This is a genomic window from Arthrobacter sp. JZ12 (genome assembly GCF_035189165.1).
Taxonomy (GTDB): domain Bacteria; phylum Actinomycetota; class Actinomycetes; order Actinomycetales; family Micrococcaceae; genus Arthrobacter_D.
Map to the genome: position 1 here is coordinate 2,228,760 of NZ_CP045246.1, position 14,488 is coordinate 2,243,247.

The window sequence follows — 14,488 nt, forward strand, 5'->3', positions numbered from 1 at the left end:
AGTTGGCTCCATGCGCCCAGCAATCCTTTGTGTCTCCTTTTCTGAGATAGTCGCGGACGCCCGCGTGCTTCGCCAGCTCGATTTGCTAGCCGAATACGGCGACGTGACCACGCTCGGCTATGGCCCGAAACCTGCGTCCGCGTCCGTACACTTGGAAGTCGACTCGAGTTTAGCTTCCCTTCCTCAGACTCCGCTGGGCGTGGCTTTTTTGGCTGCCCGAATCCATTCCAAGGCCTCGATGATGGCGCCGGCGGTACAGCGTGCGCTACAGCTTGTCCAAGGTCACACCTACGACCTGATTGTGGCGAACGAAGCGCGTGCCCTTCCTTTTGCGCATCAGATCGCCGATGGGACTCCGGTGTGGGGCGACATGCACGAGTGGGCGCCCGAGGAACGGGTACAGGTACTGTCCTGGCGCCTTCTCGTTGCTCCCCTTATGACTTACGTCTGTAGACGATACCTTCCCTCGACTGACGCCATCTCTGTTGTGAACGATTCCATCGGCGAGCTTTATGCAAAGAATTTCGGTTGCACGACTGAGACGGTGCGCAACGCACGGCCGTTCGTGGATCTCACTCCTCAGCCTCTCGCCGATGGTCCAATCCGCCTGGTGCACAGCGGGGCCGCCGTCCCCGGACGGAATCTGGAAGGCATGATAGAAGCGGTTCATCAGCTTGGTGACGCTTACACTCTCGACTTCTACCTGATCGAGGCACGGGATAACGGCAAATACCTTCAAAAGATCAAGCAAATCGCCGGGGACAGCCAACAGATCCGCTTCCACCCATCGGTCGCACCAAACGATCTGCCCATCGTTCTCAATCAATACGATCTAGGCATCTACAGCCTTCCGCCGCGCACCCGCAACCAAGCACTGATGCTGCCCAATAAGTTCTTCGATTTTGTTCAGGCGCGCCTGGGCATCGTCTTCAGCCCTTCACCTGAAACTTCACGCCTGATCGACGAGTATCAGGTGGGAGCAGTGGCAGAGGACTTTTCCCCCGCATCCCTCGCAAGAGCGATCAAGTCGCTCTCTCGGCAGCGTATTTCAGCCCTGAAGGAAAACACTCACAGGCATGCCCGAAGCCTCAGCTCGCAAACTGACGACCTGGTTGTCCGAGGGATCATCACCCGCCTGCTATCAACGAGGCATGAGCCAAGCAACCGGTAGGCTGAGAACCATGCGTATTCTCAGCGTGGTTGGCGCGCGCCCTCAATTCGTCAAGTTGGCTCCAATAGCATCTGCCATGAAGGGCAAGGTCGAACACCTGATCGCCCACACCGGTCAGCATTACGACGAACTTATGTCGGATGTCTTCTTCCAGGATCTCGGCATTCCCGAACCGGATTTCAACCTCGGTGTTGGTTCCGGCCCGCATGGACGTCAAACGGGCGCGATGCTCGCCGGACTCGAGGAAGTCTTCGAGGAAGCGCGCCCGGACTGGGTACTCGTCTACGGAGACACGAATTCCACACTTGCAGCGGCGGTCGCTGCGGTAAAGATGCACATCCCCGTCGCGCACCTGGAAGCAGGACTTCGGTCGTTCAACCGCAGGATGCCTGAAGAGCACAACCGGGTGCTAACTGATCATGCGTCGGACCTGCTGCTGGCTCCTACGGAAGTGGCGATGAAGCATCTTGCAAGCGAAGGCCTGACGGACCGCAGCGTCCTGGTGGGCGACGTGATGACGGACGTTCTTTACCTGACCCGGGACGCGGTGAGCGAACGGCAGGAGCCGTTGCCGCAAGGGTTCGACGCCGGCGCTTACTACGTGAGTACGATCCACCGCCCGGACAACACTGATGACGCCGGAAGGCTCGCCCAGATCATCGGGCAACTCGCGGAACTGGACAAGCCTGTGCTTCTACTGGCTCACCCCAGACTTCGCTCCCTCGCTGACCAGCATGGCATCGCGTTGGATTCAGGCGCCCTGACCGCAATCGATCCTCTCGCCTATCCGCAGCTCGTCAATGCGGTGCAGGGATCTGCGGGTGTGGTGACCGATTCGGGCGGGCTCCAGAAGGAAGCGTTCCTGTTGCGCGTTCCCTGCACCACGGTCCGACCCGAAACGGAGTGGGTTGAGACCGTGGAGCTGGGGTGGAACGTTCTGGTGTCAGAGAACCTCAACCAACTGGCAACGGCCGTGACCCGATCTGCTCCCGCGCCAACTGACGCGGCGCCTTATGGAACTGGCCGAGCGGCGCAGCAAGTCGTGACGGCACTACTTAACGGGTTGGGCCGGTCCTGACCGAACGCTGGCGGAGGACCGATACCACGGTCCTCCGCCAGCGTTTTTCAGTCCTGCGTCAGCGCACCGCAGCCTGTACTACGGCCGCAGCCCGCCTGCCTGCTGTCTTGAGTGACGCGTTCTCTTGTACCCACCGAACTCGGTTCTCGGGGCTTTCGTCCGACTCCTCCAGGAGCTTCCGCATCGCTGCAGCCACCTTTTCGGACTGATACGGGACGCTCTCCCCAAGACCATTCCCGGACACCATTTCTGCCGACGCACCGGCGCCTGCGAAAACGACGGCCGTACCGCACGCCGCGGCAGCATAGATCTTCGTCGGCTTCGCGAAGTCATAACCCTTATTCGGCACAATGCTCACTAGCGCGCCCGCGGCTCCCCGGATCCATGCAGCCGTCTCACCGGGAGGTCGGACTCCGCCGAATACGACTCGGCCTGGAGCAACGCGTTCGGCCAGCTTTCGGAGATCCGGCTCAGATGACCCCTGCCCAAAAAAGTACAAGCGCACATCTTTTCTGTCGTGAAGCTGCGCCAGTGCGTGAATGAAGACTTCAGCTCCCTGCCACTCCGACATAGTGCCTGTGTAGACGAAGTAGGGGTGCCCGGGCTGCTCCGAGACGCCGCCGGGACTGAAAGTCTCAGTATCGATGCCGTTTCCTACGACGTGGACTCTGTCGGAGGGCACACCGAACTGTCCCAATTGGTCTGCGACGCCCTCAGAGATCGCAACGACGCCCGCTGCGTTCCGCAGGGCAATCCCTTCCACCCATCGCATCACTGAGACCACCGGAGCGGACGCACCCATGGCGACTAACGCGTCCGTCCAGACGTCAGCAGCGTAGTAGACGTATGGACGTTTGCGGAGCCACGAGGAAACAGCCACCATCAGGCCCGTCGTGGGAGGCGGCTCAGAAACGACGACGTCAGCGGAAGTGAAGAGAAGCCGAAAAAACAAGGGTAGGTCGAAACTCAGGTACTGAATGTATCCCCGAACGTTTCCACCCGCGTCCCGCAATACCGGCCAGCGGGACACCTTCTTTTCCGGTTTGTATCCTTGTACAGGGGGCCGTGTTGTCAGCACGACGACGGACGAACCTCCGGTTTCCAGCGCTTCTGCGAGGGCCTTCAGGCGGAATGCAGCGGCACCTACTTCCGGCGGATACAACCGGGTTGCAAGAACTACGCGGATAGTCACGCGCTTAGATTCACGACAGTACCCTCGGCGGCCGACTCGATCATCGCTTCGGCCACGCGCAGCGTGTTCAGCCCCTCACGCATGGTGACGACGTCGTTACGCTTGCCTAGCACGGCATCACGGAAGGCCTCGTGTTCCGACTTCAGCGGTTCCCGCTTGGTCAGGGCCAGGCGCGTGATATTTCCTTCGCTGACACCGCGGAAGTTCGAGACGGCTTCCCATTCCGTATTGATGGTGCCGTTCTCGTAGAAGGTCAGGTCAGCGGTGAGGGTGTCGGCCGCAAAAGCACCTTTCTCCCCCGTCACAACCGTCAGGCGTTCCTTCATCGGCGAGAGCCAGTTCACCAGGTGCGAGGTGATGACGCCGCTTTCCAGCTGACAGGACGCTGTAACCATGTCCTCGTGCGGGCGACCGGATCGAATCGTGGTGCGCGCGGATACGGACCGGTACGGTGACTGCGCCAGCCACGCGGTGAGGTCGATGTCGTGGGTGCCCAGGTCCTTTACAACTCCGACGTCGGCAATGCGCGACGGGAAGGGTCCCTGCCGACGCGTGGCAATCTGGTAGACATCTCCCAGATCACCGTTCTCAATCCGCACGCGCAGTGACTGCAGGGCGGGATTGAACCGCTCGATATGGCCAACGGCTCCCACGAGCCCTGCGGATTCGAACGCATCGGCCAGCTTCTCGCCGCCTGCAATCGTGGAGGCGATGGGCTTTTCGACCAGGGTGTGCACGCCGGCGGCTGCCAGGGCCAGGCCGACTTCCTCGTGGAGTCCGGTCGGCACGGCGCAGATGGCCATGTCCAGGCCCTGCTCGATCAGCTCGTCGATGGATCCGCACAACGGTAGATCACCGGCGACGCCGTGCGGGTCACCGTATGCATCGGCAACGGCGACGAGCTGAACACCGTCCAACTCACGCGCTACTCGAGCGTGGTGGCGGCCCATCATGCCCAGGCCGATCAGGCCTACCCTCAGATCAGCCATCAGGCACCCGCTCCCGCAAGCTTGTTCACAGCAGTCACGATCCGGTCGAGATCCTCATCGTCCAACGACGGGTGGACCGGCAGGGAGAGCACTTCCTGTGCCGCGATCTCGGTGTTGGGCAGGTCTTCAACCCGGTTGAAGGACGGCAGCCGGTGGTTCGGGATCGGGTAGTACACACCGCTGCCGATGTTGTACTCCTCCTTCAGGGCGGCAGCGAAACCGTCCCGGTCCTGACCCACCCGGATTGTGTACTGGTGGTAGACGTGCTCAGCACCCTCGGCCACCGCAGGAGTTCCGACGCCCTCAAGGTTGTCGGTGAGGAAGCGGGCATTCGCCTGGCGCTGCGCGGTCCAGCCCAGCACCTTGGTGAGCTGTACCCGTCCGATGGCCGCGTGGAGGTTGGTCATACGCGCGTTGAACCCGACCAGCTCATTCTCGTACTGCCGCTCCATACCCTGGTTCCGCAGCAGACGCAGGTTCCGTTCAACGGTGGCGTCACCGGTCGAGACCATGCCGCCTTCGCCGGAGGTCATGTTCTTCGTGGGGTACAGCGAGAACATGGCAAAGTCGCCGAACGTGCCAACCTTCTGCCCGTTCAGGGCAGCACCGTGAGCCTGTGCAGCATCCTCGAAGAGCTTGATTCCGCGCGCATCAGCCAGCTCCTTGAAGGCGATGATGTTCGCGGGATGCCCGTACAGATGCACGGGCATGATGCCCTTGGTCCGCTCGCTAATGAGTGACTCGACGTGGCTGATATCGAGGCAGTAGTGGTCCAGTTCAATGTCGGCGAACACCGGCGTCGCACCCGTCAGCGCAACAGAGTTGGCCGTTGCAGCGAAGGTGAACGAGGGAACGATCACCTCATCACCGGGCCCGACCCCGGCTGCCAGCAGACCCAGGTGAAGGCCAGACGTGCCGGAATTGACGGCTACGGACGAGCGTCCGTCGAGCAGCACCTGCGAGAATTCCTTCTCGAACTCGGCGACCTCTGCCCCCTGCGCGAGCATGGCGGAAACCAACACCGCGTCTACGGCAGCGCGCTCCTCGTCGCCCACAATGGGCTTAGCTGCCGGGATGAAACCTGTACTCATTTCTGTTCCTCTACTGGTGCCAACGTTCCGTCAGTCTCTGTGTACTTTTCGCCGGTTTCCGGGCAAACCCACAGTCCGTCCTGCTCCTTGAGCGGGTGACCGGCCTTCCCCACCCAGCCGAGCCGGCGTGCCGGAACACCCGCCATCAGCGCGAAGGCAGGCACGTCCTTGGTTACGACGGCGCCGGCAGCCACGGTCGCCCACGCACCGATGGTGACCGGAGCAACGCACACCGCGCGCGCTCCGATCGACGCCCCGTCCTCGATGGTCACACCGACCGGGGTCCAATCGTGCGCGCTCTTGAGCGTTCCGTCTGGTGAGATAGACCGCGGGTAGGTGTCGTTCGTCAGGACAACGGCCGGTCCGATGAAAACGCCCTTACCGAGAACAGCCGGCTCGTACACGAGCGCATAATTCTGGACCTTGGTGTTCTCGCCCATGGAAACGCCGGTGCCGATGTACGCGCCGCGGCCGACGATACAGTTGGCACCGAGCTGCGCTTTCTCCCGCACCTGGGCGAGGTGCCAAATCTTGGTGCCCTCGCCCAACTCCGCCTGCTCGGAGACGTCAGCGCTGTCAGCGATGTAGCTCATCATCGCCCCTCTCTTTGGTGTTGGCTACAAGCTTTTCCGGCTCGTGCGGTCGAACAGTTGCGACCTCGACCCGCTTCATTTGAATGGAGGCCGCCACCACCAGTGCGAACAGGCCAATCCCGAAGCCTACCGGTATCCCACGGTAGGCGAAGAAGTCGTGAATCTGTGAGTGATTCCTTAGAACTTCGTACCAGATCGGAATAACAAGCAGCGGAGCGGCCAACACCGCGCCCATCAGGATACTTGAGACGCCATTCCTCCGCACGGAGAGAATTATTGCAATCACCGCTGCTGCCGCGACAAGGATGAGAACAATGTGCGATGTCGGGATGCGGTCCCACCAGTAATTTGCGTTCCTCAGGGTGGACGCCCCAAATGTATCTGAGACGTGCCCAAAGTCGCCTCCGGTCCGGAACTCGACATTCCCAGCCACATGTTCAACCACCTTATCGAAACCAAGGAACATCGCGGCAATGGCCCACCGTGAAGCCCACGTCAGGGCAAATGCAAGCGGCCAAACTACAGCAGCTATCACTCCAGCCAATACGCCTTGCTTGAAGTTCCGTGCGTGGCCGAATGTGACTGCGGCCGCAACTACAGATGCGAGCGCCCATGGGATAGCTGGGGTGGTCAGCAAATCGACGTAGCAGAACAGGGCTGCTCCAAGTCCGGTGAAAGCAATCAGACGAGTAGTCGAACGACCGGCCCCGAAGGCCGCAAGGGCAGTGCTCAGGAAGATGAAGGAGATCGAGATTGCCTGGCTGAAGGACGTCGAAGGGGTCGAGAACACATTCGACGCGAGGAGAAGGGGGCCGAGGAGAGCTGTTGCCGCCCACCAATTCAATCGCCCTGCTACAGCGATAAGCGCAACAATCAACGATGAAACCAGCATCGCACCGGACAAGATGCGGAGGCCCTCGAGACCTACCATGGCAAGTGCTGGCCGGGTGATTGCGGTGTAGCCGGCCCAGTATTTGTAGTACTGCCCCTGGCTTGCGGTATCTCCTGCGGCGAGGGCGCGAAGGTCCCCAACTCCCTTCTCGCAATTCGAGATTCGAGGCATATATCCGGCCTGCTGCCAGGGAGAGTCGTCTGGACTACCGTCGCCTAATCCCGTCCCGACAACAACACACTCCGTGAAAGTGTCCGACACCCCGCCCATTCGATCCGGTAACCCTGAGGGGCCGTACGTGCCCGAGTCGATCGCCTTGACCAAGTTGTCGACGATGGGCTTATCCGGTACAGCCTGCCCTGCCACAAGCAGCAGAAACAGAACAGTTTGCAGTGCTGCGAAGCCGGCGATAAGGACGGCAACATTCTTACCGATCACACCGCGAGCACTATTCTTTGCAGCGATTCGGCGTGATCCTTTGTCTCTCTTCACGTCAGTTATGACCATTTCCCGGAGCCTCCCACCGCAAGTACGCAAGTCTGGAACTCTCGTCGCGAATTTTCTTGAGCACGCCGAGAAGCATTCCTGCAATGAGCGTTAGCACGGCAAGGATGACCAGCGATGAGGCAAGAATCGCCGTCGGGAACCTCGGAACCAGCCCAGTCTGCGCAAATTCAACAATGACGGGAAGACCAACCAGAAGACCGACTAGTGCTACAAGGCCTGAAAGCAATCCGTAGGTCGGAAGGGGGCGTTCATGAGCCGCCAGTCTCAGCACCATATTCAGGATGCGGAGTCCATCATGATAAGTACGCAGCTTGCTTTCGGTTCCCACCGCACGGTCCCGAAACCCGACCGAAACCTCCGTTTGCGGCACACGGGCATTGATGGAGTGCACCGTCAGCTCCGTCTCGATTTCAAACTCGCGCGACAGTGCGGGAAATGACCGCACAAATCGCTTCGAAAACACTCGGTACCCACTCAGCATGTCGCTCACTCGATAGCCGAAGATGCGACCGACTATCTCGTTGAAGAACCGGTTGCCTAGCTCATGTCCTGCTCGGTATGCCGACTCCGTTTGCTGATTTCGGACACCCGTTATCTGGTCATACGGCCCAGTCAGCAGAGTTTCGATCATCTTCGGCGCGGCAGCGGTGTCATAAGTGTCGTCGCCGTCGATGAGCAGGTAAACATCCGCGTCGATATCCGCGAACGCTCGCCGGACCACGTTGCCTTTACCCTTACGCTCCTCGCGACGGACTGTGGCGCCGGCTTCATGCGCAACAACTGCCGTACGGTCCGTGCTGCAGTTGTCATAGACATAAACATGTATGCCGGGTACCGCAGCCCTAAGGTCACGAATAACCTTCTCAATCGCCTGTTCCTCGTTGTGGCAAGGAACGATGGCGGCGATCGTTGGACTTGTTGCCATCAGGCCTTGCCGATGACCCGGTAGGTGACACCGTCCCACTTGTCAGCGGTGCTCACTCGCCTGCCGTCGATGAACGTCTTCACTCCGGGCAGGTCAGCGGGAGTCAGGGACGCATACTCCGCGTGGTTGGCCTGGACGACAGCAGCGTCCGCGGCCTCACCCACGTGGTACGGGTCGAAGCCGAGCGAGGCCAACTCCTCGTCGCTGTATAGAGGATCATGAACGAGTACTTTTGCGCCGCGCTGTTTCAGCGCTTCAACGGTCGAGAAGACTCCGGAGAACGCGGTTTCCTTCACTCCACCACGGTAGGCCGCACCAAGCACGACGACGGTTGCCCCGTCGAGATTCCCGTGTGCCCCCTCGAGGAGTCCCACGGTGTAGTCGGGCATGCCTGCATTGGCTTCGCGGGCGGCACGTACAACGGTTGCCGAGGGGTCATTCCACAGGTAGAGACGCGGGTAAACAGGGATGCAGTGACCGCCGACCGCGATGCCCGGCTGGTGAATGTGACTGTACGGCTGCGAGTTCGATGCCTCGATGACCTGGTAGATATCGATGCCTGCCGTGGCAGCGAACCGGGCAAACTGGTTCGCGAGTCCGATGTTCACGTCCCGGTAGGTGGTCTCCGCCAGCTTGGCGAGCTCCGAGGCTTCAGCGGACCCCAGATCCCATACGCCGTTGCCGCGGGACAGGTCGGGCCGGTCATCGAAGTCCAGGACCGATTCGTAGAACTCGACGGCTACCTTCGCGCCTTCGTCGGAGAGACCGCCGACGAGCTTGGGATACTTCCGTAGGTCTTCAAAGACGCGACCGGTCAGTACACGCTCCGGCGAGAACACAAGATGGAAGTCCTGACCCTCAACCAGGCCCGAGCCCTCTTCGAGCATGGGCTTCCAACGGGTACGGGTGGTCCCGACAGGAAGGGTCGTCTCATACGACACCAGAGTTCCCGGCGTCAGATGCTTGGCCAGTTCGGTGGTGGCACCGTCCATCCAACCGAAGTCAGGCTTTGCCTCGGCATCGACAAACAGCGGCACAACCAGCACAACGGCATCCGCGTTCGGCACAGCCTCGGCGTAGTCGGTGGTCGCCCGGAGCTTTCCGGCAGGCACCAGCTCCGAGAGCTTCTCCTGAAGGTGAGCTTCGCCCGGGAACGGCTCGATCGCGCTATTGATCGACTGGACAACCTGCGCATTGACGTCGACACCCACGACCTCGTGGCCCTTCGACGCGAACTGGACCGCCAGCGGCAGACCGATCTTTCCAAGGGCAATGACAGCAATCTTCACGATGAAGTGACCTTTTCTCTGTACGCGGAGCAGACATATCTCCAGATCCAGTAGCCAAGCCTAACGCCCAACCAGAAATATCGCCCGTTCGGGAAGCAGTGGCGTTGTACATATCCAGATTTGCTTATCCACAGGGTAGGCGTTCTGCGAGCGCCGCTCGCCGCGAACCTCCTACGCTCAAGACATGGATCTGCACGTCACCCTCGCCGCGGGTCCGGGAGTGACCCTGCCCGAGGGCAGAACAACGGAAGAAGTGGTGATAAGCATCGCCGGCCCTGCTACGGGCGAGCAGATTCGAGAAGAGCTTGCCGCCCGCACCGGGCACGCACGTTTCTCCGTCGACGGACAGCCCCTGGACGCGCTCGTGCCAGGGACGCCGCCGCTGACGTCAGGCGCCGTCGTCGTCGTGGTTCCCGAGAGCCAGCGCATGCCGGCCCGCCCGCGGCAGGGAGCAAATCTCCTTTTCCTGGTGCGCACGGGACCGGACGCCGGCAGAATCGTGCCGCTGGCGAGGGGGACCTACAGTATCGGGCGTACGGCTGCGGACATCCGGATCGATGACCCGGAACTGTCGCGCACCCATGCCCGCCTTACGGTGACCAATGAGACGGTCCTGCTGACGGACCTCGACTCGGCGAACGGAGTCTGGGTCAACGGGGACAGGACGGGGCAAGCGGTAGTCACCACCTCGAGCGATGTGCTCATCGGTGCCAGCAGATGCGCCCTCGTCCTCGCCGATACTCCACAGCCGGCGATCAATGCCGTCGACCTGTCGGAACCCTGCGAGGTCAGCGCTCCTCCCCCGCCTGAACCAGGTCGCCTGCTTCTGATCACGGCATTTCTGCCCCTGATCCTCGGCATAGTTCTGGCCGTCACTACCGGAATGTGGTTCTTCCTCGCCTTCAGCGCACTGTCCGCTGTGACTGGAGTGGTCCCGCTGGTCTCCGCACGGAAGAAGCGGGCTGCCTTTCGTGCTGCAGTTTCGAAAGCCGCTGACCAGGACCGCGAACGACGACGGCGCGCGGCCCACGACATCGGAAGCCTCGCCCTGCGTTCGGTCCAGCCTCAATTCGCCCCGGACGCTGTTGAGCGCCGCCCCGACGCCGACCACACCCGCTACCTGCGGGTTGGCGTCGCTGATCAGTCCGCGAATCTTGGGGTCAAGGTCGCCCCGGCGGAGTGGCAGCAACCCGTTCTCGAATCCGCGCCTCTCCTTATTCCTTTATCTGAAGCCGGGAACAGCTCCATAGAGCGTCCCGTCTGTGTGGACATAATCGGTCCATCTGAGACCCTCCTGCGCGTGGCCCATCTTGTGGTGCTGCAGCTCTGCGCCCTGGACCTGTCCGGCGGCATCATCTGCTTTGGTTCTTCGCGGAACCTGCCGCATGCGGCTCGCTTCCTGCCCGGGGTGACCCTCGTGACGAGCAAGGAGAAACTGAGAGAGACAGTGAAAACGGCGAGGCCTTCCGCGTTCCTGATCTTCGACGAGCAGTACGAAGCGGCCCCTGCGGCCGGGCCCATACGCACGTACCGCTTCTTCGACGAGGACGCCGGCAGCCGGCTCCCAAACAATTCCTGGGTGCTCGACTACTCCCGCACCCCGCCGGTGCTACGAACGCCCGAAGGCGAAACCTGCTTCTCACCGGATTTGCTGGGCTCGGACACTTTCACGGCGGTTGCGCGCCTCATCGGTGGGCGTGCCGTTTCTGCGAGCGCCGCCGGGGCGGATGGCACAATCCCAACTGCCGTCGAGTTGGGGCAGCTTACCGACTCGCGCCCGTCCGCCATCCGGGCCCGATGGGAAGTCCCGTCGGACGGCACGCAATTTGCCGCCGTCGTCGGTTCCTCCGCCTCTGGAATGCTCGAGATTGACCTTGAATCACAGGGTCCGCACCTGCTGGCAGCCGGCACCACCGGAGCGGGGAAGTCCGAGTTCCTGCGAACGCTCGTCCTCGGGCTGGCCCTGAACCATTCCCCCGCCATGGTCAACTTCCTTTTCATCGACTTCAAGGGCGGGTCGGGTCTTTCTGCCCTGTCGGAACTGCCGCACTCGGTGGGCATCCTGACGGATCTTTCGTCGGCATCGGTTTCGCGTGCGCTTACCTCTCTCAAGGCGGAGGTGAAACGGCGCGAGAGGCTCTTCGCCGACGCTGGTGCCGCAGACTACCGCGAGTACCTGCGCTCCGGCAGCACGCCCGCGCTTCCACGCCTTGTCACGGTGATCGACGAATTTCGGATGCTTGCCGAGGAAGTGCCCGATGCGGTCCAGGACCTGATGCGGATCGCCATGCTGGGACGTTCGCTGGGCATGCACCTGGTGCTGGCTACCCAGCGGCCGCAGGGCGCGGTCACCTCAGACATCCGGGCGAACATCACAAGTTGGATAGCCCTGAGAGTGCAGTCCGCTATGGAGTCGCAGGACATTCTGGATTCGACGGTCGCCACCGGCATCCCTGTCGGACTACCCGGGCGAGGCTTCCTTCGGGTTGGGGCGGGCATGCCGGTCGAGTTTCAGACAGCAGCCGCAGTCATCGGGCAAGGTGCACCGGATGTCCGCGTTCGGCCCCTGAGCTCCTACCTGGAAGACCCCGCAGGCGCCGGAACCCATAGGTCGCTGGGGCAGAGGGGAGCAAGAGGAAGCGCTGCCGGCCATCTCGAAGGACTCATTACAGCTATCAAGGGAGCTGCCCAGGAGATGTTGACGGGTCCGCAGCACCTGCCAGTGCTGCCGCCGCTTCCGCATCGCCTCAACCGGCCCGACTCCGGCAACTACTCGCTGTACCTGGGGATCCTCGATCTACCGCATATCCAGAACCAGCATCCGCTGCGGTGGGATCCCGAGCGTCACTCACACCTCGCCTTTGTGGGTCCACCCGGCAGCGGGCTGGCAGAGGCGCTCGCGTGCACGCTCAGCGAACTTCTGCACATGCGCCCGGACACCCATCTCTACGTCCTCGACGGCGACGGCACGCTGGCTGCCTGGGACTCCGCACCGCAGGTGGGTGCGTATGTGACCGCCTCCGAAGTCAAGCGCGCCGCCCGCGTTCTGAACCGCGTCGCCGAGGAGGTTACCCACCGACTGGATCGTCCGGTGCAGGGCCGGCGGTCCGTTCGCCCCTGCCTGGCACTGTTGGTTTCAGGCTGGGGCAGGTGGTCGGCGTCATTCAGGTCGAGTCGGCACGGCGATGTTGAGGACGCCCTGCAGAATATTGTTCGCGACGGTGAAGCCGCGTCCGTGACGGTCATGATCGGGGGTGAAAGGGAACTCGCGTCGGGCAGGTTCTTCCCGATGCTGCCCAACCGCATATTCCTTCCATTCGGCGCCACCTCTGAAACCCTGTTCACCTGGCCCAGGCTGCCCACCATCGACGCCTTGCCCGGTCGCGCCTTCGTACAGGGCCGCATCAGTCCATCCGGGGACGCGGTAGCGCAACTTGTACTCGATGTCGGCGAGGAAATTGAACATTCCCGTGGACCCACGTTCAAGCCCTTTCAGGTAGCCGCACTTCCGCGGGCCGTGAGCGTGGAAACCCTTCATACAGCAGACGAGGAAATCGAACCGGCAGCGATCCCGATGGGAGTGGCAGGCGACGACCTCGCGACCGCACACCTCCTGCTGCCGCAACGCACTGCCGCTTTCGTCCTCGGAGCTGCCGGCTCCGGCAAATCGCATACGCTCAATCTCATCGCGCAGACGGCTCCGCCGTTTCTTCGCAGGATCCGGCCCGCTGCCGGCGAAGACGCGGTGGCGTTCTGGCGGCGGTTTTCGACCGTCGGCGCCCGCGGGAATGAGCTCCTCCTCGTGGATGAAGCAGACCGGTTGCCGCGGGAAAGCCATCAGTTGCTTGCGCAGCTTGTGGCTGCCGGCGCTCGTGCCGTTTTTGCCTCGTCGCCAGCCCTTGCGCTCCTGTCGGTCAGCCCCCTCGCCGGGAACCTGCGCACCAGCCCCCTTGGCATAGTGCTGGGTCCTCGCTCTTCGGGCGACGGCGATCTGTTCGGCGTGCGGCTGGGCGTCGAAAACGCACCTCCCCCCGGCCGCGGCGTGCTCGTCGACTCCAGCGGAGTCAGGGAAATTCAGGTAGCGAGCTTATGAAAGCAGGGCCGCGTCATCGGTGCCGGGCCAGACCAGACGCCGGCTAGAGCATAGGAGTGCCGTCGCTGGTCCTGCTGGTGTACGCCACAACGGGCCGGGTGAACAGTTGATGCACCATGATGACCGCAGGCACCAGCAGCAACAGGCCCAACCAGATAACACCGGCGGTCAGGGCAGGAATTGCGATAACGGCTACAAAGAACTGGAACACAAGGGCAGCCGATCGCGTCCACCGGTACCCCCGGAAGAAAAAGTGCCCTACCGCCAGAAGCCACCCCGCCAGGAGCACAAGGAGGACGAGCATGAAGATCGCCCCGCCCAGCGACATGGGCGTACTCGTTATCAGACCCAGGAGGAACCACCCTGCCACAGCCAGAAGAGCCGCGGCCTCGCAGACGAGGATAGCTGCGATGATCATGACCCCTTTGGGCCGGGCAATTCGATCGGGCTGGGGTTCCTGGGTGGGTCTTGACACAGTGGCACCCTACCCGACATAGTCGTGCACAGCTACGAGCGCTATTCCTGGCGTTGATCCTGTGACGCATCCCTCACGCTTTGAGGCAATTACCTCACGGTTACCTCTTGTTTGCATGCACGTAACGTGACAGCCTTGATGGAGGAAAATGCGGGGGCCGTAGTGGCCCCCTTTACTATGAAACCCCTCGTGA

General features: G+C 61.9%; 11 protein-coding genes. 3 read left to right on the top strand and 8 right to left on the bottom strand.

What is annotated here, in order from left to right:
* Window positions 1-10: 10 nt before the first annotated feature.
* Window positions 11-1,171, top strand: a complete 1,161-nt coding sequence (locus GC088_RS10250) for a glycosyltransferase family protein (protein ID WP_323958911.1) — start codon at window positions 11-13, stop codon at window positions 1,169-1,171.
* A gap of 10 nt (window positions 1,172-1,181) precedes the next feature.
* Complete coding sequence (wecB, locus tag GC088_RS10255; RefSeq protein ID WP_323958912.1) at window positions 1,182-2,249, top strand: non-hydrolyzing UDP-N-acetylglucosamine 2-epimerase; 1,068 nt, start codon at window positions 1,182-1,184, stop codon at window positions 2,247-2,249.
* A 58-nt stretch (window positions 2,250-2,307) separates the two neighbouring features.
* On the opposite strand, the gene GC088_RS10260 is transcribed toward wecB, so the two are convergent.
* From GC088_RS10260 to GC088_RS10290, 7 genes are read right to left on the bottom strand one after another with little or no spacing between them, the layout of a single operon-like run.
* Window positions 2,308-3,441 carry a glycosyltransferase family 4 protein gene (locus GC088_RS10260; RefSeq protein ID WP_323958913.1) on the bottom strand — a complete coding sequence of 378 codons (1,134 nt, stop codon included), beginning with the start codon at window positions 3,439-3,441 and terminating at the stop codon, window positions 2,308-2,310.
* Complete coding sequence (locus tag GC088_RS10265) at window positions 3,438-4,430, bottom strand: Gfo/Idh/MocA family oxidoreductase (RefSeq protein WP_323958914.1); 993 nt, start codon at window positions 4,428-4,430, stop codon at window positions 3,438-3,440. Before GC088_RS10265 ends, GC088_RS10260 begins: the two co-directional genes overlap by 4 nt.
* On the bottom strand, window positions 4,430-5,521 hold the full coding sequence (locus tag GC088_RS10270) for a DegT/DnrJ/EryC1/StrS family aminotransferase (RefSeq protein WP_323958915.1): 1,092 nt from the start codon (window positions 5,519-5,521) through the stop codon (window positions 4,430-4,432). The genes GC088_RS10265 and GC088_RS10270 overlap by 1 nt, the downstream gene beginning before the upstream one ends.
* Window positions 5,518-6,114 carry an acyltransferase gene (locus tag GC088_RS10275; protein ID WP_323958916.1) on the bottom strand — a complete coding sequence of 199 codons (597 nt, stop codon included), beginning with the start codon at window positions 6,112-6,114 and terminating at the stop codon, window positions 5,518-5,520. The genes GC088_RS10270 and GC088_RS10275 overlap by 4 nt, the downstream gene beginning before the upstream one ends.
* Window positions 6,098-7,513 (bottom strand): hypothetical protein, encoded by a 1,416-nt coding sequence (locus tag GC088_RS10280; RefSeq protein ID WP_323958917.1) that lies wholly within the window; start codon window positions 7,511-7,513, stop codon window positions 6,098-6,100. The genes GC088_RS10275 and GC088_RS10280 overlap by 17 nt, the downstream gene beginning before the upstream one ends.
* On the bottom strand, window positions 7,500-8,438 hold the full coding sequence (locus GC088_RS10285; protein WP_323958918.1) for a glycosyltransferase family 2 protein: 939 nt from the start codon (window positions 8,436-8,438) through the stop codon (window positions 7,500-7,502). The genes GC088_RS10280 and GC088_RS10285 overlap by 14 nt, the downstream gene beginning before the upstream one ends.
* The gene (locus GC088_RS10290) at window positions 8,438-9,727 is read right to left on the bottom strand and encodes a nucleotide sugar dehydrogenase (protein ID WP_323958919.1); all 1,290 of its coding nucleotides are present in this window, start codon (window positions 9,725-9,727) and stop codon (window positions 8,438-8,440) included. Before GC088_RS10290 ends, GC088_RS10285 begins: the two co-directional genes overlap by 1 nt.
* 184 nt (window positions 9,728-9,911) lie before the next feature.
* Between GC088_RS10290 and GC088_RS10295 the strand changes: the two genes are divergently transcribed.
* On the top strand, window positions 9,912-13,820 hold the full coding sequence (locus GC088_RS10295; protein WP_323958920.1) for an FtsK/SpoIIIE domain-containing protein: 3,909 nt from the start codon (window positions 9,912-9,914) through the stop codon (window positions 13,818-13,820).
* Between the two features lie 43 nt (window positions 13,821-13,863).
* Here GC088_RS10295 and GC088_RS10300 read toward each other — a convergent pair whose 3' ends face one another.
* Window positions 13,864-14,238: a hypothetical protein gene (locus GC088_RS10300; protein ID WP_323958921.1), complete on the bottom strand. Its 375-nt coding sequence runs from the start codon at window positions 14,236-14,238 to the stop codon at window positions 13,864-13,866.
* Window positions 14,239-14,488 lie beyond the last annotated feature (250 nt).

Excerpts from the sequence above, each read along its gene's own strand:
- GC088_RS10250 (WP_323958911.1), top strand. The coding sequence starts at position 11 with ATGCGCCCAGCAATCCTTTGTGTCTCCTTTTCTGAGATAGTCGCGGAC.
- wecB (WP_323958912.1), top strand. The coding sequence starts at position 1,182 with ATGCGTATTCTCAGCGTGGTTGGCGCGCGCCCTCAATTCGTCAAGTTG.
- GC088_RS10265 (WP_323958914.1), bottom strand. The coding sequence starts at position 4,430 with ATGGCTGATCTGAGGGTAGGCCTGATCGGCCTGGGCATGATGGGCCGC.
- GC088_RS10270 (WP_323958915.1), bottom strand. The coding sequence starts at position 5,521 with ATGAGTACAGGTTTCATCCCGGCAGCTAAGCCCATTGTGGGCGACGAG.
- GC088_RS10275 (WP_323958916.1), bottom strand. The coding sequence starts at position 6,114 with ATGAGCTACATCGCTGACAGCGCTGACGTCTCCGAGCAGGCGGAGTTG.
- GC088_RS10280 (WP_323958917.1), bottom strand. The coding sequence starts at position 7,513 with ATGGTCATAACTGACGTGAAGAGAGACAAAGGATCACGCCGAATCGCT.
- GC088_RS10285 (WP_323958918.1), bottom strand. The coding sequence starts at position 8,438 with ATGGCAACAAGTCCAACGATCGCCGCCATCGTTCCTTGCCACAACGAG.
- GC088_RS10295 (WP_323958920.1), top strand. The coding sequence starts at position 9,912 with ATGGATCTGCACGTCACCCTCGCCGCGGGTCCGGGAGTGACCCTGCCC.
- GC088_RS10300 (WP_323958921.1), bottom strand. The coding sequence starts at position 14,238 with ATGATCATCGCAGCTATCCTCGTCTGCGAGGCCGCGGCTCTTCTGGCT.